Origin of the sequence: Streptomyces kunmingensis, assembly GCF_039533535.1 — a bacterium.
GTDB lineage: Bacteria > Actinomycetota > Actinomycetes > Streptomycetales > Streptomycetaceae > Streptomyces > Streptomyces kunmingensis.
The window spans coordinates 165,563-191,961 of sequence record NZ_BAAATS010000005.1; the positions used below are offsets into that span (position 1 = coordinate 165,563).

At 71.2% G+C, this 26,399-nt stretch carries 33 protein-coding genes; 11 read left to right on the forward strand and 22 right to left on the reverse strand.

All coding sequences use genetic code 11. The features are described from left to right. Positions 1 to 15: 15 nt before the first annotated feature. The 5 genes from ABD366_RS05970 to ABD366_RS05990 all read right to left on the reverse strand — a co-directional run bounded on the left by ABD366_RS05970 (position 16) and on the right by ABD366_RS05990 (position 4,904). Complete coding sequence (locus ABD366_RS05970; protein ID WP_324772107.1) at positions 16 to 1,188, reverse strand: alanine--tRNA ligase-related protein; 1,173 nt, start codon at positions 1,186 to 1,188, stop codon at positions 16 to 18. A 263-nt stretch (positions 1,189 to 1,451) separates the two neighbouring features. Next, complete coding sequence (locus tag ABD366_RS05975; protein WP_324772106.1) at positions 1,452 to 1,715, reverse strand: GlsB/YeaQ/YmgE family stress response membrane protein; 264 nt, start codon at positions 1,713 to 1,715, stop codon at positions 1,452 to 1,454. A gap of 110 nt (positions 1,716 to 1,825) precedes the next feature. Beyond that, positions 1,826 to 2,401 carry a TerD family protein gene (locus ABD366_RS05980; RefSeq protein WP_324772105.1) on the reverse strand — a complete coding sequence of 192 codons (576 nt, stop codon included), beginning with the start codon at positions 2,399 to 2,401 and terminating at the stop codon, positions 1,826 to 1,828. A gap of 110 nt (positions 2,402 to 2,511) precedes the next feature. Then, the gene (locus ABD366_RS05985) at positions 2,512 to 3,558 is read right to left on the reverse strand and encodes a hemolysin family protein (protein WP_324772113.1); all 1,047 of its coding nucleotides are present in this window, start codon (positions 3,556 to 3,558) and stop codon (positions 2,512 to 2,514) included. A 5-nt stretch (positions 3,559 to 3,563) separates the two neighbouring features. Then, on the reverse strand, positions 3,564 to 4,904 hold the full coding sequence (locus tag ABD366_RS05990) for a hemolysin family protein (RefSeq protein WP_324772104.1): 1,341 nt from the start codon (positions 4,902 to 4,904) through the stop codon (positions 3,564 to 3,566). A gap of 186 nt (positions 4,905 to 5,090) precedes the next feature. Here ABD366_RS05990 and ABD366_RS05995 point away from each other — a divergent pair, with 186 nt between their 5' ends. The 4 genes from ABD366_RS05995 to ABD366_RS06005 all read left to right on the forward strand — a co-directional run bounded on the left by ABD366_RS05995 (position 5,091) and on the right by ABD366_RS06005 (position 7,890). Further along, positions 5,091 to 6,092, forward strand: coding sequence for a sporulation protein (locus tag ABD366_RS05995; RefSeq protein WP_324772103.1), 1,002 nt, complete (start codon positions 5,091 to 5,093; stop codon positions 6,090 to 6,092). Between the two features lie 230 nt (positions 6,093 to 6,322). Continuing rightward, positions 6,323 to 6,931: a hypothetical protein gene (locus tag ABD366_RS06000; protein WP_324772102.1), complete on the forward strand. Its 609-nt coding sequence runs from the start codon at positions 6,323 to 6,325 to the stop codon at positions 6,929 to 6,931. A 106-nt stretch (positions 6,932 to 7,037) separates the two neighbouring features. Further along, positions 7,038 to 7,115, forward strand: coding sequence for a 50S ribosomal protein bL37 (locus ABD366_RS43440; protein ID WP_370443954.1), 78 nt, complete (start codon positions 7,038 to 7,040; stop codon positions 7,113 to 7,115). A gap of 271 nt (positions 7,116 to 7,386) precedes the next feature. Beyond that, complete coding sequence (locus ABD366_RS06005; RefSeq protein WP_324772101.1) at positions 7,387 to 7,890, forward strand: hypothetical protein; 504 nt, start codon at positions 7,387 to 7,389, stop codon at positions 7,888 to 7,890. A gap of 25 nt (positions 7,891 to 7,915) precedes the next feature. Here ABD366_RS06005 and ABD366_RS06010 read toward each other — a convergent pair whose 3' ends face one another. Beyond that, entirely contained in the window at positions 7,916 to 9,970 is a 2,055-nt protein-coding gene (locus tag ABD366_RS06010) for a SpoIIE family protein phosphatase (protein ID WP_324772100.1), read from the reverse strand. Between the two features lie 224 nt (positions 9,971 to 10,194). Between ABD366_RS06010 and ABD366_RS06015 the strand changes: the two genes are divergently transcribed. Together ABD366_RS06015 and ABD366_RS06020 are read left to right on the forward strand one after the other, a co-directional pair. Beyond that, positions 10,195 to 10,941, forward strand: coding sequence for a hypothetical protein (locus tag ABD366_RS06015; protein WP_324772099.1), 747 nt, complete (start codon positions 10,195 to 10,197; stop codon positions 10,939 to 10,941). Positions 10,942 to 11,040: 99 nt separating this feature from the next. Next, positions 11,041 to 11,481, forward strand: coding sequence for an SRPBCC family protein (locus tag ABD366_RS06020; RefSeq protein WP_324772098.1), 441 nt, complete (start codon positions 11,041 to 11,043; stop codon positions 11,479 to 11,481). Between the two features lie 46 nt (positions 11,482 to 11,527). Here ABD366_RS06020 and ABD366_RS06025 read toward each other — a convergent pair whose 3' ends face one another. The 3 genes from ABD366_RS06025 to ABD366_RS06035 all read right to left on the reverse strand — a co-directional run bounded on the left by ABD366_RS06025 (position 11,528) and on the right by ABD366_RS06035 (position 12,772). Continuing rightward, entirely contained in the window at positions 11,528 to 11,755 is a 228-nt protein-coding gene (locus ABD366_RS06025) for a hypothetical protein (RefSeq protein WP_324772097.1), read from the reverse strand. 113 nt (positions 11,756 to 11,868) lie between these two features. Then, on the reverse strand, positions 11,869 to 12,186 hold the full coding sequence (locus tag ABD366_RS06030; RefSeq protein WP_324772096.1) for a hypothetical protein: 318 nt from the start codon (positions 12,184 to 12,186) through the stop codon (positions 11,869 to 11,871). A 31-nt stretch (positions 12,187 to 12,217) separates the two neighbouring features. Further along, positions 12,218 to 12,772, reverse strand: coding sequence for a DoxX family protein (locus ABD366_RS06035; RefSeq protein ID WP_324772095.1), 555 nt, complete (start codon positions 12,770 to 12,772; stop codon positions 12,218 to 12,220). A gap of 173 nt (positions 12,773 to 12,945) precedes the next feature. Here ABD366_RS06035 and ABD366_RS06040 point away from each other — a divergent pair, with 173 nt between their 5' ends. The 3 genes from ABD366_RS06040 to ABD366_RS06050 are packed head-to-tail and all read left to right on the forward strand — an operon-like array spanning position 12,946 to position 15,241. Continuing rightward, positions 12,946 to 13,770, forward strand: a complete 825-nt coding sequence (locus ABD366_RS06040; RefSeq protein ID WP_324772094.1) for an aldo/keto reductase — start codon at positions 12,946 to 12,948, stop codon at positions 13,768 to 13,770. Between the two features lie 41 nt (positions 13,771 to 13,811). Then, positions 13,812 to 14,831, forward strand: coding sequence for an aldo/keto reductase (locus tag ABD366_RS06045; protein WP_324772093.1), 1,020 nt, complete (start codon positions 13,812 to 13,814; stop codon positions 14,829 to 14,831). Continuing rightward, positions 14,828 to 15,241, forward strand: a complete 414-nt coding sequence (locus ABD366_RS06050; protein ID WP_324772092.1) for an SRPBCC family protein — start codon at positions 14,828 to 14,830, stop codon at positions 15,239 to 15,241. Before ABD366_RS06045 ends, ABD366_RS06050 begins: the two co-directional genes overlap by 4 nt. Positions 15,242 to 15,246: 5 nt before the next feature. On the opposite strand, the gene ABD366_RS06055 is transcribed toward ABD366_RS06050, so the two are convergent. Both ABD366_RS06055 and ABD366_RS06060 read right to left on the reverse strand, forming a co-directional pair. Next, positions 15,247 to 16,002, reverse strand: a complete 756-nt coding sequence (locus ABD366_RS06055) for an SDR family NAD(P)-dependent oxidoreductase (RefSeq protein ID WP_324772091.1) — start codon at positions 16,000 to 16,002, stop codon at positions 15,247 to 15,249. Between the two features lie 49 nt (positions 16,003 to 16,051). Further along, entirely contained in the window at positions 16,052 to 16,708 is a 657-nt protein-coding gene (locus tag ABD366_RS06060; RefSeq protein ID WP_324772090.1) for a maleylpyruvate isomerase N-terminal domain-containing protein, read from the reverse strand. A gap of 284 nt (positions 16,709 to 16,992) precedes the next feature. On the opposite strand from ABD366_RS06060, the gene ABD366_RS06065 reads away from it, so the two are divergent. Next, a complete protein-coding gene (locus ABD366_RS06065) occupies positions 16,993 to 18,357 on the forward strand; it encodes an FAD-dependent oxidoreductase (RefSeq protein WP_324772089.1) in 1,365 nt (454 codons plus the stop codon). 79 nt (positions 18,358 to 18,436) lie between these two features. On the opposite strand, the gene ABD366_RS06070 is transcribed toward ABD366_RS06065, so the two are convergent. The 11 genes from ABD366_RS06070 to ABD366_RS06120 all read right to left on the reverse strand — a co-directional run bounded on the left by ABD366_RS06070 (position 18,437) and on the right by ABD366_RS06120 (position 25,460). Then, positions 18,437 to 18,856: a hypothetical protein gene (locus ABD366_RS06070; protein WP_324772088.1), complete on the reverse strand. Its 420-nt coding sequence runs from the start codon at positions 18,854 to 18,856 to the stop codon at positions 18,437 to 18,439. 99 nt (positions 18,857 to 18,955) lie between these two features. Beyond that, complete coding sequence (gene msrA, locus ABD366_RS06075) at positions 18,956 to 19,477, reverse strand: peptide-methionine (S)-S-oxide reductase MsrA (protein WP_324772087.1); 522 nt, start codon at positions 19,475 to 19,477, stop codon at positions 18,956 to 18,958. A 77-nt stretch (positions 19,478 to 19,554) separates the two neighbouring features. Then, the gene (locus tag ABD366_RS06080; RefSeq protein WP_344441231.1) at positions 19,555 to 20,157 is read right to left on the reverse strand and encodes a bifunctional 4-hydroxy-2-oxoglutarate aldolase/2-dehydro-3-deoxy-phosphogluconate aldolase; all 603 of its coding nucleotides are present in this window, start codon (positions 20,155 to 20,157) and stop codon (positions 19,555 to 19,557) included. Between the two features lie 32 nt (positions 20,158 to 20,189). Continuing rightward, the gene (locus ABD366_RS06085) at positions 20,190 to 20,453 is read right to left on the reverse strand and encodes an HPr family phosphocarrier protein (RefSeq protein WP_324772085.1); all 264 of its coding nucleotides are present in this window, start codon (positions 20,451 to 20,453) and stop codon (positions 20,190 to 20,192) included. After that, a complete protein-coding gene (locus ABD366_RS06090) occupies positions 20,450 to 21,550 on the reverse strand; it encodes a DgaE family pyridoxal phosphate-dependent ammonia lyase (RefSeq protein WP_324772084.1) in 1,101 nt (366 codons plus the stop codon). Before ABD366_RS06090 ends, ABD366_RS06085 begins: the two co-directional genes overlap by 4 nt. A 65-nt stretch (positions 21,551 to 21,615) precedes the next feature. Continuing rightward, positions 21,616 to 22,359, reverse strand: a complete 744-nt coding sequence (locus tag ABD366_RS06095; protein ID WP_324772083.1) for a DUF4310 family protein — start codon at positions 22,357 to 22,359, stop codon at positions 21,616 to 21,618. A 13-nt stretch (positions 22,360 to 22,372) separates the two neighbouring features. Then, complete coding sequence (locus tag ABD366_RS06100; protein ID WP_324772081.1) at positions 22,373 to 23,161, reverse strand: DUF4311 domain-containing protein; 789 nt, start codon at positions 23,159 to 23,161, stop codon at positions 22,373 to 22,375. A 4-nt stretch (positions 23,162 to 23,165) separates the two neighbouring features. After that, positions 23,166 to 23,501, reverse strand: coding sequence for a DUF4312 family protein (locus tag ABD366_RS06105; protein WP_324772080.1), 336 nt, complete (start codon positions 23,499 to 23,501; stop codon positions 23,166 to 23,168). Next, positions 23,498 to 23,866 (reverse strand): SFCGS family glycine-rich protein, encoded by a 369-nt coding sequence (locus ABD366_RS06110; RefSeq protein WP_324772079.1) that lies wholly within the window; start codon positions 23,864 to 23,866, stop codon positions 23,498 to 23,500. The genes ABD366_RS06105 and ABD366_RS06110 overlap by 4 nt, the downstream gene beginning before the upstream one ends. 23 nt (positions 23,867 to 23,889) lie before the next feature. Beyond that, positions 23,890 to 24,285, reverse strand: coding sequence for a hypothetical protein (locus ABD366_RS06115; RefSeq protein ID WP_324772078.1), 396 nt, complete (start codon positions 24,283 to 24,285; stop codon positions 23,890 to 23,892). Positions 24,286 to 24,329: 44 nt separating this feature from the next. Next, positions 24,330 to 25,460 carry an amidohydrolase/deacetylase family metallohydrolase gene (locus ABD366_RS06120; protein WP_324772077.1) on the reverse strand — a complete coding sequence of 377 codons (1,131 nt, stop codon included), beginning with the start codon at positions 25,458 to 25,460 and terminating at the stop codon, positions 24,330 to 24,332. A gap of 191 nt (positions 25,461 to 25,651) precedes the next feature. On the opposite strand from ABD366_RS06120, the gene ABD366_RS06125 reads away from it, so the two are divergent. Further along, positions 25,652 to 26,398: an IclR family transcriptional regulator gene (locus ABD366_RS06125; protein ID WP_324772076.1), complete on the forward strand. Its 747-nt coding sequence runs from the start codon at positions 25,652 to 25,654 to the stop codon at positions 26,396 to 26,398. Position 26,399: the final 1 nt, after the last annotated feature.

Consider the following 26,399-nt stretch of genomic DNA (forward strand, 5'->3'; position numbering starts at 1 on the left):
AGGTCGACATCGGTGCTACGAGTCCTGGGGCCGCAGGCTCAGCACCAGGTCCCGGGGCAGACCGTGCGTGTCGTGCAGGTAGTGCAGATCCTCCTCGTCGAGCGGGCCCCGGAAACGCGGACGGGAGAGCACCTGCCGGCCGCGCTCGAGGAGCAGGCCGAACCGGCGTTCCTCGTCGAGCAGGACGCGGCGCACCTCGTCGGGGTCCGTCGTCTGACCGAAGTGACCGAGGGTGTGCCGGTACAACTCCCCTTGCAGATCGCCCAGTTGACGCGAGGGGTCGTCACACCACAGGACGGTGAGGGCGCGGCGCACCAGGCGTCGCAGGACGTAGCCGCGGCCCGTGTTGCCCGGTCGCACCCCGTCCCCGATGACCACCATGGCCGAGCGCAGGTGGTCGCTGAGGAGGCGTGAAGAGGGTTCGTCCACGTGCCACAGGCCCGGCACTGTGTCGCGCCACGGCGTGAAGACGTCACATTCGAACACCGAGTTCTTGCCCTGGAGGAGGGTGGCCAGCCGCTCCAGGCCGAGCCCGGTGTCGACGTTGCGCTGCGGCAGGGGGACGAGCGAACCGTCGGGCAGACGGCGGTGGCGCATCATCACGTGGTTCCACACCTCGACCCAGCGTTCGTCCTGGGTGGGTGTTGATCGCGGCGGCGTGCAGCCGGTCCAGAGGAACATCTCCGAATCGGGGCCGCACGGGCCAAAGGGGCCGTTGGACCACCAGTTGTCCTCGACGGTGAGTTCCACCGGGACCCCGAGTCCCTGCCACACCCGTAGCGAGTCCGTGTCCGGGCCCACCTGTTCGTCGCCGCCGAAGACCGTGGCGTGGAGCAGCCCCGGGTCGACGCCGAGCCCCTCGGTGAGCAGGTCGTATCCCCATTCGAGGCTTTGCGGGCCTTCGTAGTCGCCGAGCGACCAGGTGCCGAGCATCTCGAAGACGGTCAGATGCGTGGGGTCGCCGACCTCGTCCACGTCCGTGGTGCGCAGACAGCGCTGTACGTTGACAAGGCGGCGCCCCTGCCCGTGCGGCCGCCCCTCCAGGTACGGGGTGAGCGGGTGCATGCCCGAGGTCGTGAAGAGGACGGGGTCGCCGGGCGGCGGGATCAGCGTCGAGCCGGTGATGCGGTGGTGGCCGCGCTCCTCGTAGTACTCGACGAACGTGCGGGTGACAGTGTCGGTGTTCATGGTGGTGGCTCCTACGCGGCTGAGCGGGGAGGCACCGGACACGAGTCCGTCGACTGGTCGGAAACCGGGCTGGAAGCTGGAGGACTGCCACGGAACCATCGGCGGGCCGTCTCCGGTCGCCGAGGGAAGTGAAAGTCGTCAGGCGGCGGCAACCGGCGAGCTGGTCGCTCGCGCGGTTGCGGTGGTACGCAGGCCCGTGACGTTCATGCGCCCCACGGTAACGCGGGCCCGCTCGGGAACGCACCTGATTTATGGCCCCGGGGTCAGCGGCGGCCCTTGAGCCGCTCGAGCCCGGCGACACCCAGCGCCGCGAGCCCCACCTGGATGGCCAGTTCGATCCAGTCGATCCCCCTGGTGTCGGCGACGTCGAACGCGCCGGCGATGGCCGTGCCGACGAGCGCGGCGGCGATACCGACCAGGATCGTCCACAGCACTCCGATGCGCTGACGGCCCGGAAGGACCAGGCGCCCGAGGATGCCGATCACGACACCGATCACGACAGCGGTCAGGATTCCCGAGATCTCCATGTCTGCACGCCTTCCGTTGGCGAGCCAACTCCTTTACGGAGTCGGGTAATTGACGGGTGCCCCGGCGGGAGACCCTTACGCGGGGCCCCCGCCGCGGGCCGGGATGTGCGTCAGACGTTCACACCGTAGTCCAGGGCGATACCGCGCAGCCCCGACGCGTAGCCCTGGCCGACGGCACGGAACTTCCATTCGTCGTTGTGCCGGTACAGCTCGCCGAAGACCATGGCGGTCTCGGTCGAGGCGTCCTCGGAGAGGTCGTAGCGGGCGATCTCCTGGTTGTCGGCCTGGTTCACCACACGGATGAAGGCGTTGCGGACCTGACCGAAGCTCTGACCGCGGCTCTCCGCGTCGTGGATGGAGACGGGGAAGACGATCTTGTCGACGTGGGCGGGGACCGCCGCCAGGTTGACCTTGACCGACTCGTCGTCACCTTCGCCCTCACCGGTGAGGTTGTCACCGGTGTGCTCGACCGAGCCGTCCGCGCTGGTGAGGTTGTTGTAGAAGACGAAATCGCGGTCGGACAGGACCCTGCCGTCCGCGCCGCAGAGCAGCGCGGAGGCGTCGAGGTCGTAGTCCGCGCCGGTGGTGGTGCGCACGTCCCAGCCCAGGCCGACCAGGACGGCGGTCAGGCCGGGCGCCTGCTTGCTGAGAGAGACATTGCCACCCTTGGCCAGGGAAAGACCCACGGAAACTTCCTCCACATCATCGAGCGCGTCATGAAGCACGCCGTCGAGCACGTCATCGTCCGGTCCGGCGGGCCGGACCACCGCACATTATTCCATTACTTGCGCAATATCTAAAGCTTGATCGGCGTCGCCGGCGCCTGCCCGGCCGCGGGCCCCACCAGCTCCGACAGCACGTCCTCCATCGTCACGAACCCGAGGACCGTCCCCTTGTCGCCGGTGACCGCCGCGAGATGGCTGCCCTGGGCACGCAGCGCGGTGAGCGTGTCGTCGAGCGGGGTGTCGATGCGGACCCGGGTCAGCGGGTGCGGGGCCGTGCGCGGGAAGGGCCGGTCCCGGTCGGCGAGGCCGAGGGTGTCCTTGATGTGGAGGTAGCCCAGCAGCGCCGTCCCGTCCCTGCCGGTGACCGGGAAGCGGGAGAACCCGGCGTCCGCCGCCACGCGCTCCAGCTCCGCGGGCGTGATCTCCTGCGTCACCGTACGCATCCGCTGCGCAGGAACGACGATCTCGCCGACGGGGCGTGTCCCCAGCTCCAGGGCGTCCCGCAGCCGTTCGCCGTCGGCGGCCGACAGCAGCCCCGCCTCGCTGGAGTCGAGCACCATACGTGCCAGCTGATCGTCGGTGAAGACGGCCTCGACCTCGTCCTTGGGCTCCACCTTCAGCAACCGCAGCAGGCTGTTGGCGAAGGAGTTGATGCCGAAGACGACCGGCTTGAGCACGCGCGTCACGGCCACGAGGGCCGGGCCGAGCAGCAGCGCGGTGCGCACGGGGGCGGCGAGCGCGATGTTCTTGGGAACCATCTCGCCGAACAGCATGTGCGCGTACGTCGCCACGGTCAGGGCGATGACGAACGAGATCGGGTGCACGAGGGCGTGCGGCACCTGCACCGCTTCGAAGCCGGGTTCGAGCAGGTGGGCGATGGCGGGCTCGGCGACCGCACCCAGGACCAACGACGAGACGGTGATGCCGAGTTGGGCTGTCGCCAGCATCGCGGAGATGTGCTCCAGGGCCCACAGCGTGGAGCGGGCCCGCTTGTCGCCCCGCTGGGCGCGCGGTTCGATCTGGCTGCGCCGTACGGAGATCAGCGAGAACTCGGCGCCTACGAAGAAGGCGTTGGTGAGCAGGGTCAGCGCGCCGATGGCGAGCTGCAGGACGGACATCGTGCTCATCGGGCGTTCTCCATCGACTGCGCCTCATCGGCGGCCGGTTCGGGCTCGGTGACGCGGATCCGGTCCGCCCGGTGGTGGTCGACCGCGAGCACGGTCAGCTGCCAGCCGTCGAGGCCGACGGTGTCGCCCCGGACGGGGATGCGGGCGAGCCGGGTCGCGACCAGGCCGGCCATCGTCTCGTACGGCCCCTCGGGCGCCTCGAGGCCGATCGCCGCGAGCTGGTCGATACGGACACCGCCGTCGGCCTCCCAGGCGGCGCGGCCGTCCGGGCCCGGCTCCGCGGGCTGCAGGTCGGGCAGATCGGCGGGGTCGTGCTCGTCGCGCACCTCGCCCACGACCTCCTCCACGATGTCCTCGACCGTCGCGACACCGGCCGTGCCCCCGTACTCGTCGATGACGACGGCCATGGTCCTGCTCTCCCGCAGCCGCTCCAGGAGCCGGTCGGCGGGAAGACTGTCGGGCACGAGCAGCGGCGGCGTGGCCAGGTCGGTGACCGGGGTGAGCGCGCGCTTGTCGGGGTCCAGGGCGAGGGCGTCGCGGATGTGGACGGTGCCGATGACGTCGTCGAGGCTGTCGCGGTAGACCGGGAAGCGCGACAGGCCGGTGAGGTGCGTGAGACGGGCGGCGTCGGCCGCGGTGGCGTGTGCCTCCAGCGCCTGCACGTCGACCCGGGGCGTCATCACGTTCTCGGCGCTCAGCTCGCTCAAGTGCAGCGTACGGACGAAGAGTTCGGCCGAGTCCGCCTCGAGGGCGCCCGCGGCGGCGGAGTGCCGGGCGAGCGCGACGAGCTCCTCGGGGGTGCGCGCGGACGCCAGTTCCTCCGCGGGCTCCAGGCCGAAGCGGCGCACGAACCGGTTCGCCGTGTTGTTCAGATGCCGGATGAAGGGGCCGAACGCCGCCGTGAAGCCGCGCTGCGGTCCTGCGACGACCTTGGCGACGGCGACCGGGCGGGCGATGGCCCAGTTCTTCGGCACCAGTTCACCGACGACCATGAGGATCACGGTGGACAGCGCGACCCCGAGGACGGAGGCGACCGACGACGCCGCGCCGCCCAGTCCGGCCGCCGCCAGCGGGCCGCGCAGCAGGGCGGCCAGTGACGGCTCGGCGAGCATCCCGATCACCAACGAGGTCACCGTGATGCCCAGTTGGGCTCCGGACAGCTGGAACGTCAGGCGGCGCACCGCCTTCAGGGCGCCGCTCGCACCGCGCTCCCCCGCCTGCGCCGCGCGCTCCAGATCGGCACGCTCGACGGTCGTCAGGGAGAACTCGGCCGCCACGAACAGCGCGCACGCGAGGGTGAGGAGCAGTGCGCACGCCAATAGCAGAATCTCGGTCACCGTTGGTTCACCATCGCGGGCTGTGGCTCCGTCTCGCTCGGGGGATCGGGTGATCCCGGGGTGTCGTCAGGCATATGCTTCTACGCGCTTGTAGAACGTAGGGGGCGCCACCCGTGTTCCCGAACACGCGCACCGTCCTCACGGTCCCGCCGTTCCCCGTACCCAGACAAGGGAGTGAACGCTTCGATGGTGTTCAAACGACTGCTCGGCTCGCTCGGCGTGGGCGGCCCCACCGTCGACACCGTCCTCGCCCCCGGGGCCGTCGCGCCCGGTGGCGTCCTCTCCGGCCAGGTCCATCTCCGGGGCGGCAGCGGCGACTTCGCGATCGAGCACATCACGCTGGAGCTCGTCGCCCGCGCCGAGGCCGAGCACGAGGAGGGCGAGAGCCACGGCGTCGTCGTCTTCGACCGGTTCGTCGTCGGCGGCGGATTGCGGCTGGCGGAGGGCGCCGAGCACAGCGTGCCGTTCAGCGTGGTCCTGCCCTGGGAGACACCGATCACCGAGCTGTACGGGCAGCAGCTCGGCATCGTCCTCGGGGTGCGCACGGAGCTCTCGGTCGCGGGCGCCAAGGACAAGGGCGACCTGGACCAGCTCGCCGTCGGCCCGCTTCCCGTGCAGGAGGCCGCGCTCGAGGCGTTCGGACAGCTCGGCTTCGGCTTCAGGTCGGCGGATCTCGAGTACGGCCGCATCGGCGGCACGGGCCAGCAGCTCCCGTTCTACCAGGAGATCGAACTGACCCCGGCGCCCCAGTACGCGCACGACATCAACGAGATCGAGGTGACCTTCCTCGCCACGCCCGGCGGCATGGAGGTCGTCCTGGAGGCGGACAAGCGCGGCGGACTCTTCTCCTCCGGCCACGACGCGGTCACCCGCTTCACCGTCGCCCACGACGACGTCCACCGGCAGGACTGGAACACGCTCGTCGACGGCTGGGTGCGGCAGGTCCTCGAGCACCGGTCCGCGTACGGCAGTCACGCCGCGTACGGGCAGGGCCACGGCGGCTCCCACGAGGACCATCAGCACCACGCGGGCGGTCACCGCTCCGGGCCCGGGGTGGGCACGGCCGTGGCCGTGGGCGCGGCCGGGCTCGCCGTGGGCGTCGTCGGCGGCCTGGTCGCCGCCGAAGTCGTCGACGAGGTCGGGGACTTCTTCGAGGGTGACGACGAGGACGAGGGCGGCGAGGACTGAGAGCGGCGAGGACTGGACCGTCGGCGTCCAGGTCGTCGAGGACCGAGGTCGGGAGCGGCGGCCCGGACGTCGACATTCCGTGACAGACAGGACACGCCTGTGACGCGCGGGAGGACAACGGTGTCCGGGCGCCGCGGGTCGTATGTGATGTGGACGGCGCCTCATCGGCGTCGCCCCTTCAGGGTTCGCAGCGACGGACCCGCACTGCGACCTTGGGAGAGATCATGGCGATGAGCCGACGAACAAAGGTGCGGGGAGCGGCGGTCGCCGTGGCGATGGCCGCCGCGGGAACCGCCGTCACCGCACTGCCCGCCGCGGCCGCCTCCGACGGCCCGCGCTTCCTGGCGCCGGCCGATCTGCCGCCGCACCCGTCCTCGGAGTGGTTCGCGGGCGAGGTGACGGCGGGCCAGCCGGACCCGCTGCCGATGTGTGTCGGCGAGGCGCTGCCGTCCACGTCCGTGCACCGCGCCTTCTATACGGACCTCGACACGAACGCGCTTCAGGTGACGGTGGTCGAGCGCAGCACCCGGCGGGCCGCGGACTTCGCGGCGCTGGTGCGCAAGAAGCTCCAGTCCTGCGCCGCCACGGTGATGAAGGAGAATCCCGACATCACGGCGACCCAGAAGTACTACGGCCGGGTGGCCGTCGAGGACGGCGCCCACGTCTACGGGGTCCACACCGAAGCCACCTGGGGCGCCACCGACATCAACCTCTTCTCGGTCGGCCGGGACGGCACGGCGGTGACGATCGTCAAGTGGGGCCAGATGGGCGGCTACGACAGCGCGCCGGTCGCCGCCTTCAAGAAGACGACGGCGACGGCGGTGCGCAAGCTCCAGTAGTGACGCGGGTCACACCATGGGGCGCGTGGGAATGGGGTAGGCGGATTCGTGCTCGCCTGGACACATCCAGGGAGAACCACCGCAACACCGACCCTGGGAGGTAGCGATGTCCTCGAAGCGACGCCGCAAGAAGAAGGCCCGCCGCAAGAACGGCGCCAACCACGGCAGCCGCCCCCAGTCCTGAGGGCGCTCGGTCGAAGGCGGGACGGCACATCACGTGCCGTCCCGTCTCTTTTTTGGGCGCACTTCTCCGGCCTCGCGCTTTCCCCTTTGCCGATTCTTTTCTTTTTAACGCACAACCATTTCGACCCGCCGCCCGGCTCCAGCTAAAGGAAATTTTTCTTCGGACTTACGGGAACTGCCGCGGTGAATTTCCCATCTTCCCTTGTGACCGAGGCGCCCGGACCTCATCAATACCGGGCCATCACGCACGTTGCACGGGGAAGGCACATCAAATGCGCACGACCATCCGCACCCGTTTCATCGCCACCGCCGGCGTCGCCGCCGTCCTGAGCCTGGCGGCCGTCACCCCGGCGCTGGCGGGTTCCGACGGCGCCGGCACGCACACCGTCGCGGCCGCCACCGCCGCCCCGCAGGGCGATCCGCGGAGCACCACCGACCGTGTCGCGAATTTCTACGGCGCCTACATCGACGCCATGTGGGACAACGAGGACGCGGGATCCGCCGCCGACGCCAAGGCCCTTCGCGGTTTCTATCTCTCCGCCGCCGCGCAGAAGAAGGTCGCGGACTTCGAGGCCCGGGAACACGCGGACGGAATCCTCTTCGCGCAGAACGTTCCGGTGAAGTACTCGGTGGCATACACCGGTTCGGGGGCCGGGCATTCCACGGCTCTGGTGACGCTCACGTGGAGCGACGGAAAGAATCCCGAAGTGACCAAGATCAAGGTGCAGTCCGATCTGAACACCCGGAAGATCTCCGACCTGGCCCCGGCCGACTGATCCGGCTTGCGCCGCCTTGGGCCCCTCAGTCGTCCGGCACCGTGAAATCGCACCAGACGGCCTTGCCCTCACCGCGCGGTTCGACGCCCCAGCACGAGGTGACCGCCTCCACCAGGAGCAGTCCGCGGCCCGAGGTGGCGGTCTCGCCCGGGTCCTTGCGGCGCGGCCGCGTGCTGGAGCGGTCCTTCACCCACAGGCGGACGCGGCACGGCGGGCCGCTCAGCACCTCCAGGGTGAGGATGGCGCCGCCTTCGGTGTGCACCAGGGCGTTGACGAGGAGTTCGCCGGCCGCCACCTCGACATCGTCGGCCACCGTGCCGAGACCCCACAACGCCAGGTGTTCCCGGAGCGCCGCACGTGTGTCGGCGAGTCCCTCGGGGTCGGCCTGGTGGACGTACCGGTGGATGCGCGGCTCCTGCGGTGTCCCGGGATCGGGGAGCCGGCGCAGCACCAGGAGCGCGACGTCGTCGCTGCTGCCCCACCTCTCCCACAGCGCGCGCGAGAGATGGTCCGCCAGCTCCTCGGCCGGCTCGGGGCCCGCCCGCAGGACCTCGGCGAGGTTCTGGATACCGGTCTCCAGGTCGAGCGCCGAGTCCTCCACGAGCCCGTCCGTGCACAGCACCAGCGTCTCGCCCGGCACGAGATCGAGCCGCACCTCCGGATAGTCCTCCATGCCGAACTCGGTGGCGAGGCCCAGCGGAAGGCCGCCGCGCACCCGTGGCACCCCCACCTGGCCGTCGACGTGCCGCACGAGGGGCGGCAGGTGCCCGGCCCGCACGGCGCGCACGATTCCGGTGGCCGGATCGAACTGGGCGTAGGTACAGGTCGCGAACCGCTCGGTGTCCAGCTCCGCGAGAAACCGTGAGGCGCGGGAGAGCACCGTCGCGGGCGCGTGCCCCTCGCCGGCGAAGGCCCGCAGGGCGATGCGCAGCTGCCCCATGATGGCCGCGGCATGGGTGTCATGCCCCTGTACGTCGCCGACGACCACGCCGATGCGGCCGCGGGGCAGGGCGATGACGTCGTAGAAGTCTCCGCCGACGTCCCGGCCGCCCCAGGCGGCGTGGTAGCGGACGGCGACCTCGGCGTCCGCCACCTCGGGCAGGCCCCGCGGCAACATGGTGGCCTGCAGGCTCTTGGCCAGGTCCCGCTCCTCGTCGAAGAGCATGGCGCGCTGCAGCGACTGGGCGACGATGCCGGACAGTCCGATGCAGAGGTTGCGGTCCGCGTCGGTGAACTCCTTGCGGCCTCGGTAGAAGAGCGCGAGTCCGCCGATGGCGCGGTCCTGCGCGATCAGGGGCAGGAAGGCCGCCGACTCCAGCTTCATGCGGTCGATGTAGGGCCCGAGGCGGGTGAAGTGCCGGGCGACCTCGGGCAGCGAGTTCAAGAAGCGGGGTTGTCGCGTCGTGACCGCCCGGGCCAGCGGCTGCGACGCGTCGATCTTGTGCAGCTTGAGTTCGTCGAGGGCCTGCATCGTCTGTCCCACGAGGGCGATCAGCTTCAGGTGGTCTTCTTCGACGAGGCCCAGGACCAGGCCGTCGGCGGCGAACCGGTCGAGGCCGCTCGCGCCGGAGAGCACGGCCACCACGTCGTCGACGGTGACGGCCCGGGACAGGGCGTCCGTCGTGCCCTGCACCATGAGGGCGATGCCCTGGCGGCGCTCCTCCCGGGGGTCGACCGCCGCGAGCTCGGCCTCGTCGCCCTCGGCCGGCCGGATCACTCCCACGGCGCGCACGGGCCGCCCGTCCTTGTCGCGCAGGACGCGTCCTCGGGCGTGGTCGAGGTGCAGCGAGCCGTCACGGAGCCGGACGCGGAAGTAGACGCCGTAGCAGTCGGCGCCCGAGGTGATGGCTTCCGTGACCGCGAAGGTGATCCGGACGATCTCCTCGGACGACACCCGCGGCTGCAAGGCCGACACCGTGCCGCCGAACTCCCCGGGGTCCAGGTCGAGCAGCGCGAGAGCACTCGCGTCGAGGCTGACCTCGCCGCTCTCCAGGTCCCAGTCGAAGCTGCCGGTGCCGGTCAGGGACATGCGCTGTTCCAGACCGATATGGGACTTCCTTGACTTCCTGGCTGACGTCATCGCTGTCTCCGGTCTGCCGCTCTGCCACCGTAAACGCCGCGGACGCGGAGCGCGCGGCCACCTCGCCCGCCACCTCGCTGTGTGCCCGCCCCTCCCGGCACCGGAAGGGGGAAACGACATTCCGGTGAGGTACCGGACACACCGGGTAATGGAGGCGTTCCGCGGCCCCGACGGCCGTGGCACGAGCGGGGGGCCACCCGGGTCCTCGGGAGGGAGCAGGGATCATGAGGGTCCGTAGAGCGATGACGGCCGCGATCGCCGGCGCGGCCTTGATGGCGGTGGCGGGGTGCGGCGGCAGCGGCGGGGGCGACGACAAGCCGTTCGCGGACAAGAGTGCCGACGAGATCGCCGCCGACGCGGTCAAGGCCACCCAGGAGGCCGACTCGATGCACATGAAGGGCACCGTGCGGCAGTCCGCGGGGTCCACCGTCACCGTCGACCTGTCGGTGGACCAGCGCAAGAACTGCGCCGGCACCATCCGGACCGGGGGTACGAGCGCGGACGTACGGCACACGGACGCGACGCTGTACCTGCGGGGCGACGAGAAGTACTGGCGACACGCCCTCAAGGGGCAGCCCGGCGGCGCCAAGGTCGTCCCGAAGGTCGCCGACAAGTGGGTGAAGGCGCCCGCGGACGACTCGATGACGCAGGGGCTGTGCGACAAGCAGGGGCTCGTGGCGTCCATGGACGAGAACAAGTCGGAACGCAGGGGGATGAAGAAGGGCTCGACGACCAAGGTCGACGGCGCGGAGGCGATCCGGCTGACGAAGAAGACCGCCGGCGGCGAGACGCTCACCCTGTACGTCGCCACCGAGGGCAAGCCCTACATCCTGCGGACGACGTCGAGCGGCGGCGAGGACCCCAACACGGCCACGTTCAGCGACTACGACAAGCCGGTCCGCCCGCAGGCGCCGGAGGCCGGCGAGACCGTCGATCTCAAGGAACTCGCCGCGTCCGCGCAGAAGGCCTGAGGCCCGGCTGCGTGCTCCGGCCCTCAAGGGGTAACGGAGCCCCGAGCCGCAGTGGACCAAAGAGCCCGTGGCCGCCCGTTTCCCAGGAAAGAGGTGCGCATGTCCGCGTCCCTGCTCGAGTCCGTCGACCTCCAGGCCCCTGTCTCCGTCGCCTGGGAGCTGTGGAGCGATGTGTCCCGGTGGCCTTCGTTCCTCAGCCACGTACGCCTGGTCGAGCCGATGGACGAGCGGCGTTTCGCATGGCAGCTGGAGCTGCCCGGCGCGGAGAAGAACTTCGTCGCCGAACTCACCGAGGTCGTCCCCGAGAACCGGATCGCCTGGCGCACCGTCGAGGGCGTGGACCATGCCGGGGTGGTGACCTTCCACCGGCTCGGTGACACCACGAGCCGGGTGACGCTCCAGATCGAGTACGACCCGAAGGGTTTCGTGGAGCATCTCGGAGCGCTCACCAACCTGGACTCCACGCTGGCCAACTACGACCTGGGCGAGTTCCAGAAGCTCGCCGAGACGGTGGCCCGGCAGCAGGTGCGGCAGGGCTGAGCCGACGGCGCGGCGCCCGTCCCGGTGGGGCGGGCGCCGCGGTGTGTCAGCGCGCTTCGGGTCCGTGACCGTCGTGGTCGTCATGGTCGTGGTCGTGCGGGCATTCCCAGGAGTCGGCGCGGGGCTGCGGGGCCTGGACCGGGTCGGGGCGGCGGTTGAGGCGGCGCCGGCCGTTCCAGAGCAGGGCGAGCAGCGCCAGCACGATGAGGACGCCGACGATGACGAACCACCAGGAGTTTCCGCCGCCGACGGCCAGGACGTATGAAGGGCTCATAGCCTGCGTGTACCGCGCGGCGGCGCCCGGCACCGCGCGGCCGCCCGCACATCACCCGTTCGGCGAGCGTTCGGATCGGCCGGGGCCCGGCGGCGCGGCCCGGTGCGGCCGGGTCAGGCGGGGTTGTCGATACCGGTCACGGCCGGGGGCCCCAGCGGAGCCTCGTCCTCGGTGAAGCCCGCTGCGCGCAGCGCCTCCGCGGCCGTCCGCTCCGCCTTGTGCTGGGCCTCCTCACCGGCACCGGCGGTCACCTCCAGGCGCATGCTGAAGGTGTTGTCGTCGTTGACGGTGAGCAGATCGAGGTGCTCCTCACGGCCCAGCTCCGTCTGGTTCGGGTCCGCCGGACGCAGACGTTTGGCGATGTCGGCCCGCGCCTGCTCGTCCACGTCGCGCAGGAACGTCCCCGGGATGGTGATGACGAATGTGGTCACTGGAGGGTTCTTCCTTTCTCGGCGGCCCGTCTCACAGGTGATCGGAGACGGCCTGACGTGCGGTCGACGGGAGGGTGCGGACGGTGTCGGACGCTCCTCGCAGGGTTCCCGCGGCGTCCCGCCCGGCTCGTCGCGCGGTCTTGCGTCCGCTCGCCGCGGCGCCCCGGGCGCGGTAGGCCACCGACGGCTTGCCGTGCGTGTCGGCGGCGGCGATGAGCAGGCCGCCCAGCAGGGAGAGGTTCTTCATGAACTGCGTCCGCTGCTGCGCGCGCCGCTCGGGATCCTTCTCCTTCCACCAGGCGTGGCCTGCGATCGTCGTCGGCACCAGGGAGCCGGCGAGCGCGAGGGACGCGACGCGGGGCAGCTTCCCGGTCGCCAGCAGCGCCCCCGCTCCCACCTGCACCGCCGCGTTGATCCTGACCAGCTGTTCCGGGTCCTCGGGGAGTCGCGGCACGCGGGCCGCCACGGGCACGGCCACCGGTTCGGCGGCGGGTGCGACGCGTTCGGGACTGCGGAGCGTGGACAGCCCGCCGGTGACGAAGACCGAAGCGAGCATCGGACGTGCGGCTTTCCTCAGTACGGTCATGTCCGCACGCGTTCCCCGTGTGCACGCGCTCAGTCCGCCGAGTTGCCCGGGGTGCGACACGCGCCACTATCCCGCGTTTGCAATTAACCCGCGTCTGCAATTATTGTGGTCGCTCGTAAGGCCCTGGCGCATGTGACTGCGCGGGACGATCGTAAGAGACGAAGGACGGCTCCATGTCCATCACCCCCACCGTCACCCTCAACAACGGCATCACCATGCCGCAGCTCGGCTTCGGCGTCTTCCAAGTCCCCGACGAGGAGACCACCGCCGCCGTGGCCACCGCCCTCGACGCCGGCTACCGCAGCATCGACACCGCCGCGATCTACGGCAACGAGCGCGGCGTGGGCCGGGCGCTCGCCGACTCCGGGATCGCCCGCGACGAGCTGTTCGTCACCACCAAGCTGTGGAACGCCGACCAGGGGTACGACGCCGCGCTCGCCGCCTTCGACGCCTCCCTGGAGAAGCTCGGCCTCGACCACGTCGACCTGTACCTCATCCACTGGCCGACCCCGGCCCGTGACCTCTACCTCGACAGCTGGCGCGCACTGGAGAAGCTGCTCGCCGACGGACGCACCCGCGCCATCGGCGTCTCCAACTTCCAGCCGGCCCACCTCGAGCGCCTGCTGGGCAGCGCCTCGGTCGTCCCGGCCGTCAACCAGGTCGAGCTCCACCCGGGCCTGCAGCAGCGGGAACTGCGCGACTTCCACGCCCGTCACGGCATCGCCACCGAGGCCTGGAGCCCGCTCGCCCAGGGTGCCGTCCTGAAGGACGACGCCGTCACCACGATCGCCGCGCGGCATGGCAAGAGCCCGGCCCAGGTCGTCCTGCGCTGGCACCTCCAGACCGGCAACGTGGTCATCCCCAAGTCGGTCACCGAGGCCCGCATCCGCGAGAACCTCGACGTCTTCGACTTCGAGCTCGTCCCGCAGGAGCTCGACGCGCTCGCCGCCGCCGACCGCGGTCTGCGCACAGGCCCGGACCCCGACACCCTCAACTGACCCCGCACTCCCCCACACACAGCACTGATTGAGGCACCACCATGAGCATCCGCTCCCTGCTGCCGGGCCGCATCGGCTTCGGCACCGCACCGCTCGGCAACATGTTCCGCGCCATCCCCGACGAAGAGGCCGCGGCGACCGTCCAGGCCGCCTGGGACCAGGGCATCCGCTACTTCGACACCGCGCCCCTGTACGGCGCGGGCCTCGCGGAGATCCGCCTCGGCTCCGTCCTCTCCCAGCAGCCGCGCGATGAATACGTGCTGTCCACGAAGGTCGGCCGGGTCATCCTCGACGAGGTCGAGAACCCCGCGAGCCGTGAACTCGGCGAGAAGGGTGCCCTGTTCGAGCACGGCCGCCCCAACAAGATCGTCAACGACTACAGCGCCGACGCGACGCTGCGCTCCGTCGAGGACAGCCTCAAGCGCCTCGGGACGGACCGCCTGGACATCGTCTGGGTCCACGACGTCGCCCAGGACTTCTACGGCGACGAATGGGTGAACGTGTACGAGAGCGCCCGCACCGGCGCGTTCCGTGCCCTGACCCGGCTGCGCGAGGAGGGCGTCATCAAGGCCTGGGGCCTCGGCGTCAACAAGGTCGAGCCCCTGGAGATGACCCTGGACCTGGAGGAGCCGCGTCCCGACGCGTTCCTGCTCGCCGGCCGCTACACCCTGCTCGACCACGAGCGGGCCCTCCAGCGCCTGCTGCCCGCGGCGGCCGAGCGGCACGTCGACATCGTCGTCGGCGGCCCCTACAGCTCCGGCATCCTCGCGGGCGGCAGCCACTTCGAGTACGCCGAGGCGCCCGCCCACATCGTCGAGAAGGTCGGCCTGATCAAGACCCTCGCCGAGGAGCACGGCATCGGCATCAAGTCCGCCGCGCTCCAGTTCGTGCTGGCGCACCCGGCGGTCGCCGCGGTCATCCCCGGCGCGACGCGGCCCGCCCGCATCGCCGAGGACCTCGGCGCTCTCGCCCAGGAGGTCCCGTACGCCTTCTGGAAGTCCCTGCGCGACCACGGCGTCATCGCGCACCAGGCGCCGGTGCCCGTGAAGGACGCGTCGTGACGGCGGCCTCCGTCACGCTCGACGTGCCGCGCGACGCCGGCCGGGTATGGCAACTCATCGGTGGTTTCGGCTCGTTGCCCGACTGGCTGCCGTACATCACCGAGAGCCTGCCGAGCGAGGGCGGCCGGGTACGGACGCTGACCAACGCCGAGGGCGGGGTCATCGTCGAACGCCTCGAGGCCTTCGACGAGGCGGACCGCGCGTACAGCTACTCGATCGTGCGCGCCCCGTTCCCCGTCCGGGAGTACCGGTCCACCCTGCGGGTCGTCGACCGGGGCGCGGACGGGGCGCGGGTGGAATGGTCGGGCACGTTCACCCCGGACGGCGTCACCGACGCCGAGGCGAGCGCCCTCTTCGAGTCCATCTACCGTGACGGCCTCGCGGCCCTGAGCAGGACGCTCACCGCCTGACCGCACTAGCCGAGCGCGTGCCCGCCGTTGACCCGGATGCGCTCACCGGTCACGAACGCCGCTTCCGCCGAGGCGAGGTACGCCACGGCGGCGGCGACGTCCTCCGGGTCGCCCATGCGGCGCAGCGGGACGTCGGCCGCGTAGGCGGCGCGTGCGGCGGACGGGACGTCCGCGTGTCGCTCGACCGGGATCCAGCCGGGGGCCACGGTGTTGACCGTGATCCCGTCCGGGCCGAGCGCGCGGGCCCAGCACTCGGTCAGGCTGTGCTGGGCGGCCTTGGCGGCCGTGTACGCCGACATCTCGGGCAGGACGCGCTCGATCACGTCCGACCCGATCTGGACGATGCGGCCCCCGCCGCGCTCCCGCATGCCCGGCAGCACCGCCTGCATCAGCAGGGTGGGGCTCTTGACGAAGAACGTCAGCTGATCGAGGTGGTCCTGCCAGGTCACCGCCGCGGGATCGCGCTCGGGCTGCGGGCCGGTGGCGTTGACGACGAGCGTGGTGACGGGGCCGAGCCGGGCGGTGACGTCCGTGACCAGTTCCGTGACCGCGCCCTCGTCCGTCACGTCGGCGCCGAACGCCTCCGCGGTGCCGCCCGCCGCGCGGATGTCCGCCACCACGGCGCGGGCCGCGTCCGCCCCCGAGCGGTACACGACTGCGACCGGGTGTCCGTCGGAGGCGAGCCGTCGGGCGATGACGGCCCCGAGGCCGCGGGAAGCCCCGGTGACCACGGCTGTACCAGGGGTGATTTCACGTGTCATGGCGTCAACGTATGCGGACGGACGCGCGCGGGACCAGGGCCTGTCCGGTTCAGCCCAGGATGAGCGGAAGCCTCGCGGCGACGTCGCCCAGCACGGCCGCCTGCGGCTCCGTCGGCGTCCGGCGTCCCGTTCCGATGAGCAGGGCCTCCGTATCCGAGTACGCGGCCGGGAACGCGGCGCCCGCGATCCTCTCCAGCGCCTCGCGCGCCACCGCGAGGGTCTCGGCGGGCGGGCCGGGAGCCGACGGCAGGTACGCGACGAGGTCGAGGTGGTGCAGGGTCCATTCGAGGACGTACGCCGACAGGTAGTCGCCGACGGTCAGCACCTTGTCCTGGGTGGCGACGCGGGCGGCGGGATCGGCGAGAGCGGCGGCGCGCCCCGCGGCGGATCCGACGTCGTCGAGGTGGAACGTGAGCCATCGCGGCTCTCCGTACGCCGCGGCCAGCCGGGGGATCAGCGCGTCGAGCGGATCGTCACCGCTCGGAGGCGCGTCCAGGAGCTCCCAGTAGGCGGCCGCGTCCACGGTCGGTTCGGTGTCGGCCGGGGTGACCAGGGTGATGAGAACGTCCTGGGCGTCGATGACCAGATGGCACACCAGGTCCCGCACCAGCCATCCGGCACAGCCGGACGGCCGCGCGAAGTCCTCGTCGGCCAGACCTGCGACGGCGGCGCGAAGGGCCGCCCATGAACGCGCGAAGGGATCCACGCGGGCACGGTAGGTCCCCGCACCGATCCGGACAAGCGCACGATTTTGCAGGCGTCGCCCGTGTTTCTGATCATGCGCGAAAACTTAGGGTTTTCACTTGGGTTTTCCAAGCAGAATGCCTATCGCAAGGGCTTCACACGCCTCCATGGGGCCCCAAAGGCCCCCTAGGGCAACCCATAACCCAGCCTTATGGGCCCATAGACCGGACCCGCCTGCCAACTAAGGCTTGCCTTACTTTAAGATTGTTCGGAGTACTCCGCTTTTCCTCCGAAGGGAACCTGAACATGCCTCGCCCTCTGCGGGTCGCCATTGTCGGAGCGGGCCCCGCCGGCATCTACGCCGCCGACGCTCTGCTGAAGTCCGCAGTGGCCACCGAGCCCGGCGTGTCCATCGACCTGTTCGAGCGCATGCCCGCCCCCTTCGGCCTGATCCGGTACGGCGTGGCGCCCGACCACCCGCGGATCAAGGGCATCGTCACCGCCCTGCACCAGGTCCTCGACAAGCCGCAGATCCGCCTCTTCGGCAACGTCGACTACCCGCGCGACATCGACCTCGACGATCTGCACAGCTTCTACGACGCGGTCGTCTTCTCGACCGGGGCCACCGCCGACCGCCACCTCGACATCCCGGGCCTGGAGCTCGACGGTTCGTACGGCGCCGCGGACTTCGTCTCCTGGTACGACGGCCACCCGGACGTGCCGAGGACCTGGCCGCTGGACGCGGAGAAGGTCGCCGTCCTCGGCGTCGGCAACGTCGCGCTCGACGTCGCCCGCATCCTGGCCAAGACCGCCGAGGAGCTGCTGCCGACCGAGATCCCGCCGAACGTGCACGAGGGCCTGAAGGCCAACAAGGCGCGCGAGATCCACGTGTTCGGCCGCCGCGGCCCGGCGCAGGCCAAGTTCAGCCCCATGGAGCTGCGGGAGCTCGACCACTCCCCCACCATCGAGGTCATCGTCAACCCCGAGGACATCGACTACGACGACGGCTCGATCGCCACGCGCCGCGCCAACAAGCAGGCCGACATGGTCGCCAAGACCCTGGAGAACTGGGCGATCCGCGACATCGGCGAGCGCCCGCACAAGCTGTTCCTGCACTTCTTCGAGTCGCCCACCGAGATCCTCGGCGAGGACGGCAAGGTCACCGCGCTGCGCACGGAGCGCACCGAGCTCGACGGCACCGGCAACGTCAAGGGCACCGGCTCCTTCACCGACTGGGACGTCACCGCCGTCTACCGCGCCGTGGGCTACCTCTCCGACGAACTGCCCAAGCTCCCCTGGGACGTCGCCTCCGGCACGGTCCCCGACGAGGGCGGCCGCGTGATCCAGGAGACCGGCGAGCACCTGCAGTCCACGTACGTCACCGGGTGGATCCGGCGCGGCCCGATCGGCCTGATCGGCCACACGAAGGGCGACGCCAACGAGACGGTCGCCAACCTGCTGGACGATCACAGCAACGGCCGCCTGCACACCCCCGCCTCCCCCGATCCCGAGGCCGTCGACGCCTTCCTGGGCGAGCGCGGTGTCCGCTACACCACGTGGGACGGCTGGTACAAGCTCGACGCCGCCGAAAAGGCACTCGGTGAGCCGCAGGCACGCGAGCGCGTCAAGATCGTCGAGCGCGACGCGATGCTCGACGCGAGCGGCGCCTGAGCGCCCTCTTCCACCCGAGGGAAAAGCCCCTGCCGCGGCAGGGGCTTTTCCGTGTGCACCGGTCGGACGCGGCGTCGCGTCAGGCCTGCTCGTCGAACGCCGTCACGCGGCGGTACGCCGCACGCGCTTGCAGCACCCGGCCCGCGACCGTCCCCACCACCGCGGCGGCCAGCAGGCACGCCATCCATCCGGGGTCCCGGTGCCCGGCCCAGGAAAGCTCACCGGTCGGCTCGGTACCGAGGACGTTCAGACAGGTCCAGCAGAGGAACGCGGTGCCGGGCGCCGCGATGAAGCGGCCCCGCATCCCGAGGAGCCCCGCGAGGAGCGAGAGCACCAGCAGCGCGAGGCCCGTACGGTCGAGGAAGCCGAGCAGGCTCAACAGACCCACGAGCCCGAACGCGCCCAGATAGGCGGCGGTCCATATGAGCGGTGTCGCCCACGGCTCCGGAACCTGCCGGACGCCCCGGCCGATCCGTCTCCACTCCACCGCTCCGGCCATCGCCGACTCCCTCCCGCGCACCGCATCCGACCGGGGCGCGGCAGTCGGCCCCCTCCGACGGCGCCCCGGGGCACGCTACCGTCCGGCGGGGCGGGAAGGTCAGCCGGCCGCCGACTCCGCCCGCTTCGGCAGCTTCCAGTTCGGCCGCGGGAAGTGGCAGGTGTAGCCGTTCGGGTAGCGCTCCAGGTAGTCCTGGTGCTCCGGCTCGGCCTCCCAGAAGTCACCGAGGGGCGCCACCTCGGTGACCACCTTGCCCGGCCACAGCCCACTGGCGTCGACGTCGGCGATGGTGTCCTCGGCGACGGCACGCTGCGCCTCGTCGGCGTAGAAGATCGCCGAGCGGTAGCTGCGGCCGATGTCGTTGCCCTGGCGGTCCCTGGTCGACGGGTCGTGGATCTGGAAGAAGAACTCCAGGACGTCCCGGAAACCGGTCACCGACGGGTCGTAGACGATCTCGATCGATTCGGCGTGGTCCCCGTGGTTGCGGTAGGTGGCGTTCGGTGTGTCACCGCCGCTGTAGCCCACGCGCGTGGAGAGCACTCCCGGCTGCTTGCGGATCAAGTCCTCCATGCCCCAGAAGCAGCCTCCGGCCAGCACAGCCTTCTCGGTTCCCACGGTCATGCGAAACTCCTGCCCAGGTCGGTGATGACGGCCCATTTTCGCTGTTCGGGCCGCAGGAGCTGTAACGCACGACGGGGTCAGCCGATTCCCTCCCTGAGCCGGGCCACGTTGGCCGCCACGTCGCCCTTGGTGAGATCGCTGCCGATGCTGACGAGGAAGGCTCCCGCGTCCAGCCACTGCGCCGCGTTGTCTACGGTGACGCCGCCGGTCGCCGCGATGCGGGCGCCGGGCAGGACCGAGAGGACCGACTTCAGGTACGTGATCCCGCCGACGTGTGCCGGGAACAGCTTCGCCACGCCGCGGTCGGCCGCGATGCGCAGTTCGCTCGGGGTGAGGCCGCCCTCGACGAGGAGCTTTCCGGCGGCGTCCGCGACGGGGCGCACCTCGGGCACCTGGAACGGGCTGACGAGGAACTGTGCCCCGGCGGCCAGCGCCCGTTCGGCGATCCCGGGCGAGGTGACGGTGCCGAGCCCCAGCGTCACCTGCGGCGCGTCCCGCGACCAGCTCTCGACGAGCTTCTCCCAGCCGGGTGTGGTGGCGGTGAACTCGAAGGCGGTGATGCCGTGGTCGACGAGGGTCCGTGCGACGCGGTCGGCGGTGTCGGCGTCGGCCTCGCGCACGGTCGGGGTGACGCGCGCCAGGCGCAGCCGTTCGATGACGTCGGCGACGGCAGGGCTCATCGGGGTCTCCGGGAGGGTTCGGGCGGTGTCGGTCATGCCGGGGCCGCGATCCGGGCGAGCTCGTCCAGGGTGGACTCGGCGTCGGCTCCGCTTGCGCGCAGCACGATGGCGTCGCCGCAGCGGATGTTGAGGGTCATCAGCGACAGGACGCTGCGGGCGGGGACCTCGCGGCCGTCCTCGCGGGCGACGGTGACCTCGGCCTCGCTGCGGGCGGCGGTCTGGGCGAAGGCGGCGGCAGGCCGGGCGTGCAGTCCGGCCTCCTCGGTGACGATGAGGCGGCGTTCGACGACGGTCATCGGCCCTCTCCCTCGAGCAGTGCGGTCAGCTGTGCCACGAGTCGCTCTTCCTCGTCGGGGCGCAGGGGGCGCGGGTCGATGTACAGGCGGCCGGTGAGGGACTGGTGGTCGCGCAGATGGATGCCGTGGGCGGCGAGTTCGGCGGCGAGCCGGGTCGCGTCGCGGCCGGCCCCTTCGGCGTCCACGGTGAGTTCGGTGCGGTGGATGTCGCGGCCGGCCTCGTCGGCGACGACCCGGGTCGTGATGCCCGGCAGTTCGGCGAGGCGTGCGGCGAGCTTCTCCATCCGGGCCCGGTGACCGCCGGGGGTGGCGCTCCCGTACTCGCGCAGCGCCTGGACCAGGCCGAACAGGGTTTCCTTGCCGACCTTCATCGGGCGGGCGATCCCGTTGTACTGGGCCCGGCAGGCGGCCATGAGGGCGGCGCTGCCGCAGATCATGCCGGAGGTGGGGCCGCCGACCGCCTTGCCGCCGCTGTAGATGACGAGGTCGGCGCCGGTGGCGGGCCAGTGGCGCAGGTCCTCCTCGGCGGCGGCGTCGACGATGACGGGGACGCCGTGGCGGCGGCCGGCCTCGATGGTCTGCGCGAGGGTGACCATGCCCTTCTGCACGGCGTGGTGCGACTGGACGTAGAGGAGTGCGGCCGTGCGGGGGCCGATCGCGCCGGACAGGTGGTCGGCGGTGACCTTGTTCGCCGAGCCGACCTCGACGGGTCGGCCGCCGCCGAGCGCGATCATCTGGCGGATGGGGGCGCCGAAGTGGACGGAGTGGCCGCGCGGCAGGATCACTTCGCAGGGCGCGTCGCCGGCGTCGGGCAGCGCCTCGATGCGGGACAGGTCGGTGCCCGCGATGACGGCGGCGACCGCGATGGCGACTCCGGAGGCGGCGCCGGTGGTGGGGCAGCCGTCCTCGGTGCCGGTGGCGCGGGCTATCTCGCGGCCGACGGCGGTGGTCAGGTCGTCCATGACGACGTGGTGGCGGGCGGCGTCGCTCATCGCGGCGATGATGCCTTCGCCGAGGACGCTGCCGCCGAGGGCCGTCATCTTGCCGCTGGCGTTGACGGCGGGCGGGACGCCGAGGTCCTGGTGGAGAGTGTGCACGTGATGTCCTTGAACTGGGGTGCGGGGGCGCTCACTTGCCGAGGCCGCTCACTTGCCGGGAAAGCTCACTTGCCGGGGATGGGGAAGAAGAATCCGGCGACCATCGCGCCGATGATGGCGCCGCCGGTCAGCGGCTTCTTCCACGCGTAGAAGAGGGCGGCGCCGATGGTGGAGCCGAGGCCGACGGGGAGCGAGGCGGTGGCGGCGGAGATGATGACGAGCGGGCCGAGATAGCGGCCCGCCGAGTTTCCGGCGCCCATCATCACGTCGGCGCCGAACGTCGAGGTGCCTCCGGTGGAGTTCACCGTGGCGCGGCGGATGACGAGGATGGCGATGCCGATGAGTGCGCCGAGTACGGCGCCCACGGGGATCGCGAGCCAGAAGTGCTGGAGCGGCGCGGTGAATCCGGCGGCGAGCAGCATGGCGGGGATGCCGATGCCGACGCCGGTCTGCAGGGAGCCGCCGATGTCGAGGATGCCGACCATGGGGCCCTCGATGATGCGGGCGAACAGGAAGCCCGCGCCGAACGCGGCGGCGGCTCCGTAACTGCCGCCCTCCATACCGGCCTTGAGCATGGAGGCCACGGCGACCTCGTTGAACACGCCGGTGTCGTAGACGTAGTAGAGGTGCGTACCGGTGAAGATGCCCGCGGCCAGGCAGGCCACGAAGACGGGGAAGGCCCATTCGGAGAGCCAGAAGCTGCCCTCGCCCGGCACCTTGGTGAGGAAGCCGCCCTTGGCGGGTCCGGCGCCCGGGTTCTGGGAGGGTATGCCGCCCGCGGCGGGCGCGGTCGTCGAGGAGTCGGTCATGTCGCTGCCTGCCTCACTGGGGCTTGGTGCCGGTGGCGTCGTGGAACTGCAGGAGCCAGTGCGGGATGTCGGCCTTCATCTGCGTGAGCAGCGTGAGGTCGGTGCCGCGCAGGAAGGCGCTGGCGACGAAGAGCACGATCACCGCGGTGGCCAGGGACTTGGTGACCTTGGTCCAGCCGAGGTCGTCGACGCCCTTGCCGATGACGATGCCGAGCACGATGCCGGGCACGGCGTTGCCCATCACGAGGTGGCCGAGGCCGCCGAGGACGGTGCCCCAGGCTCCGGTGCGGCGGCCCGCGTCGACGGCGGCCATCCAGAAGATGATCGGCATGACGGGGTTGATCAGCCACTCCGACGCCGGTCCGAGCACCTTGGCGGCGACGTCCTGCAACGAGTGCGGGATGGAGGCGGCGGTCGTGTTGAGCAGCGTGATCAGGAGCATGCCGACGACCGTCCCGGTGAGGGCCATGCGCCGCGGGTTGTGCAGCGTCTCCGCGAGGTTGCGATTTTTGATCATCGCGGCGGACGCGGTCCAGTGCGGCACGATGCGGTGGTCGACGTCGCCGGTCAGGGCGCCGGTGCCGACCGCGGTCGACCAGGCGTTGAAGAGGAAGCCGAGGCCGAAGGAGAAGTGGGCGACGGGATCGTTCTGGCAGGCGTTGAGTTCGCCGAGGGTGCGGAAGGCGCCCATGCCCTGGACCTTCGGCGCGTGGAACATACGGGCCACGCCCGCGCTCGCGCCGAAGCCGATCAGAGCGCCGATGACCAGCGATTCCAGAAGGACGGTGAGGGTGTGATTCATCGGGTCACCTCATGCGCAGTGCGTGCTGGAGCGGCGTGAGCCGCTCCTCGCGCACCGTGAAGTCGAGGGCGTCCAGGTCGAGGGAGGTCACCTGGACCTCGATGCGCAGCGTGATCTCGAAGCGCTGACGGGTGCGTGGGAAGAACAGGCCGAGGAACCGTTCGGTCCAGCGGTGCTCCACCGCGTTCACGACATCGAGATCCAGAGGCTCTACGCGGAAGGAGACGCCGTCCGTGCGCTTGCCGACGGCGGACTGCACCTGGCCGATGGCCGTGGCGAACGCCTTCTCCCTGGTGGGTCCCGAGCCGCTGAGCCGCAGCGTGTGCCGCTCCTGCTTCACGACGCCTCCTTGCCCAGCTTCTTGAGCAGCGCCTGGGTGACCTTGAAGCCGAGCTCCTCGCTGTCGAGGAAGCCGAAGCCGAGGACGGTGCGGCCCTGTTCGACGGCGGTCACGCCGGCCTGGGCGGAGCGCATGCCGAACTCGATGTCGTGGCCGTACTTGGCCTTGGCGGTGACGGCGCCCGCGCCGCCGCTGCCGCAGAACGAGATGCCGAGGTCCGCTCCTTCGGCGGCCATCACGTCGCCCACCTTCATGTCGGCACCGGGGCCGGGGATGAGGACGGGCTCGCCGCCCGCGGCGCGGATGCCGTCGGCGACCGCGTGGCCCTTGCCGAGCCGGTGTCCGATCACGATCTTGACTGTCATGGCGGTGCTCCCTGAGGGGTCGGTCATGCCTGCGCGGTGGGCTGGTGCTGGAGCTGTGCGGCTGCCTCGAAGTGGAGGGCGAGCAGCAGGACTTCGGTGTCCCGGGCGGGGAAGTCGCGCGGGGTGCAGTAGGTGTCGACGAGGGTCCGGACCGCGGCCATGCGGCCGGGGGCCACCTCGGCGGCGAGGTCGTCGTCGAGCGCGTCGAGGTGCTCCGCCTCGCGGACCCTGCGGACGAAGGCGAGCGCGTGGACGGCGAGCGCGAGTGAGCGCGTCTCGTCGAAGGCGATGCCGCACGTCTGCGCGTAGACCTGGGCGAGCGGGAGGAACGCCGTCAGATCCGCCCGGTCCTCGTCGGTGACAGGACGGGCGGTGTCCTGGACGGCCGTGGCGAGCCGCTCGATCAGGGGGGTGGTCATGCACGGGCCTTTCGGGGTTCGGTTCGGTGGGGCGCGCGCCGGGGTTACGGAGCCTGGAGGGTCCGCGGGCTTCCGGCGCGTACGACCGCGACCGGCTGGAGCCGGCTGCTCCCGGTGCGGGTGGCGCCGTCGGCGTCGGTCAGCGTCGTGGCTTCCTCGGTGAGCCGCAGCAGCGTGAGATCGGCCGCGGACCCGGGTCGCAGGGTCCCCAACTCGTCGTCCAGGCGCAGGACCTGGGCGGCGTGCAGGGTCGAGCAGCGGATGACCTGCTGCGGGGTGAGGCCGAGCGCGAGCAGTTTGGTGAGGGTCGTGACGAGGGAATGCACGGGCCCCTCGACGTTGCGGTTGTGCAGGTCGGTGCTGATGGTGTGCGGGGTGAAGCCGGCGGCGAGCGCGCGTTCGGCGGTGGCGAAGCTGAGGCTGGCGCTGCCGTGGCCGACGTCGAGGCGCACTCCCCGCTCCACGGCGGCACGCGCCTGCTTCTCGCTGCCGAACAGGCCGCCGGGTTTGCCGTGGAAGGCGTGCGTCACGACGTCGCCCTCCCCCAGCTGGTCGAGTACGTCACCGAGGTGCGGGGGCTCGTTGCCGACGTGGACCATCACCGGCACGCCCACCCGGCCGGCCACGCGCTTCGCGGCTTTCAGGGGGGCGAGTCCGCTGGAGCCGAGGACCGAGGCGCTCATCCGGATCTTGATGCCGCGCGCCCGCTCGGGGTGGGCGCGCAGCACCTTCTCCGTGGCCGCCTCGTCGATGTCGGCCGGGCCGCGCGAGAGTTCCTTGCGGCCGTGCACGAGACCGTGCCGGGAGATGTTGAGCCAGCTCAGTACGCGGGTGGCGGCCGGCGCGACAACGTTATCCGCGAAGTCGTCCCAGTCGTCGGCGCCGGAGCTGCCCGCGTCCACCACAGTGGTGACGCCCTGGTCGACGCCGATCACGTCCGCGGGGACGCCGAGGTCGGTGCCGGGCTCGTAGACGTGAGTGTGCAGATCTATCAGGCCGGGCGCGACGAGCAGTCCGGTGGCGTCCAGGCGGTCCGCGCCGGCGAGGGAGCCCGGGGCGCCGACCGCCGCGATCCGGCCGTCGGCGATCGCCAGGTCTCCCGGCACGGGCTCCGGCCGCAGGGGGTCGGCCAGCAGCCCGCCCGTGATGACGAGATCGAATCGTTGCGGGCCCACGGAGGAAGATCCGTGTACAGCCATGGACGGCCGCCTTTCCCAAGCGTGAGAGTGGGGCGCGTGAGGCGGCCGGGGTGAGGGACGGCCGGGCTCGCACCTGGAGGAGAATCCCGAGTCTGTTCCGTAGCGTAGAATGGCGTTCCGCTGTACGGACCGATTGGCAACATAGCCCGCTTCTCCTCGGAGGGTCAATGGAACCGAGCAAGCCCGCGAATTCCGTCGCCAAGGCGCTACGGGTGCTCCACGCGGTGGCCCGCGCCGACGGGCCGCACCGGCTGGGCGACATCGCGGAGCGCTCCGGCGTCTCCAAGGCCTCCACGCACCGGGTCCTGGCCACTTTGGTCGAGGAGGGCTACGCCGCACCCGACGGCGAGGGGCGCTACGGATGCGGCGTCCAACTGCGCGCACTGGCGGCCCAGGTGCTCGCCGACGACGCGGTCGGCATCGACGCCGTCCTGCGCGCCCTCCAGCAGCGGCTCGGACAGGCCGTCCATCTGGCCGTGCTCAGCGGGGACCACGCGACGTACACGCACAAGGTCGACCCGGGCCACGCGTACCGCATCGCCACCGACGTCGGCACCCCGCTGCCCCTGCACGCCACCGCGGCGGGCAAGGCCCTGCTGGCCCACCTCCCGCCCGCGGAGACGGCCGACATCCTGAGCCGCACAGGTCTGCCGGCGCGCACGCCGCGCACCCACACCGACCGTGCCGCCCTGACCGAGGAGCTCGCCGCGATCCGCGACGCGGGCTATGCCACCGACTACGAGGAGGCGGACGAGTCCATCTGCTCCCTGGCCGCGCCGGTCCTCGACGCCGACGGCACGGCGGTCGGCGCCGTCTCGGTCTCCTCCCTCACCTTCCTCGTCACGGAGGGGCAATTGACCGCGTTCGCACCGGCGGTCCGGCAGGCCGCGCAGGACGTCTCCCGCCGGTTGTGAC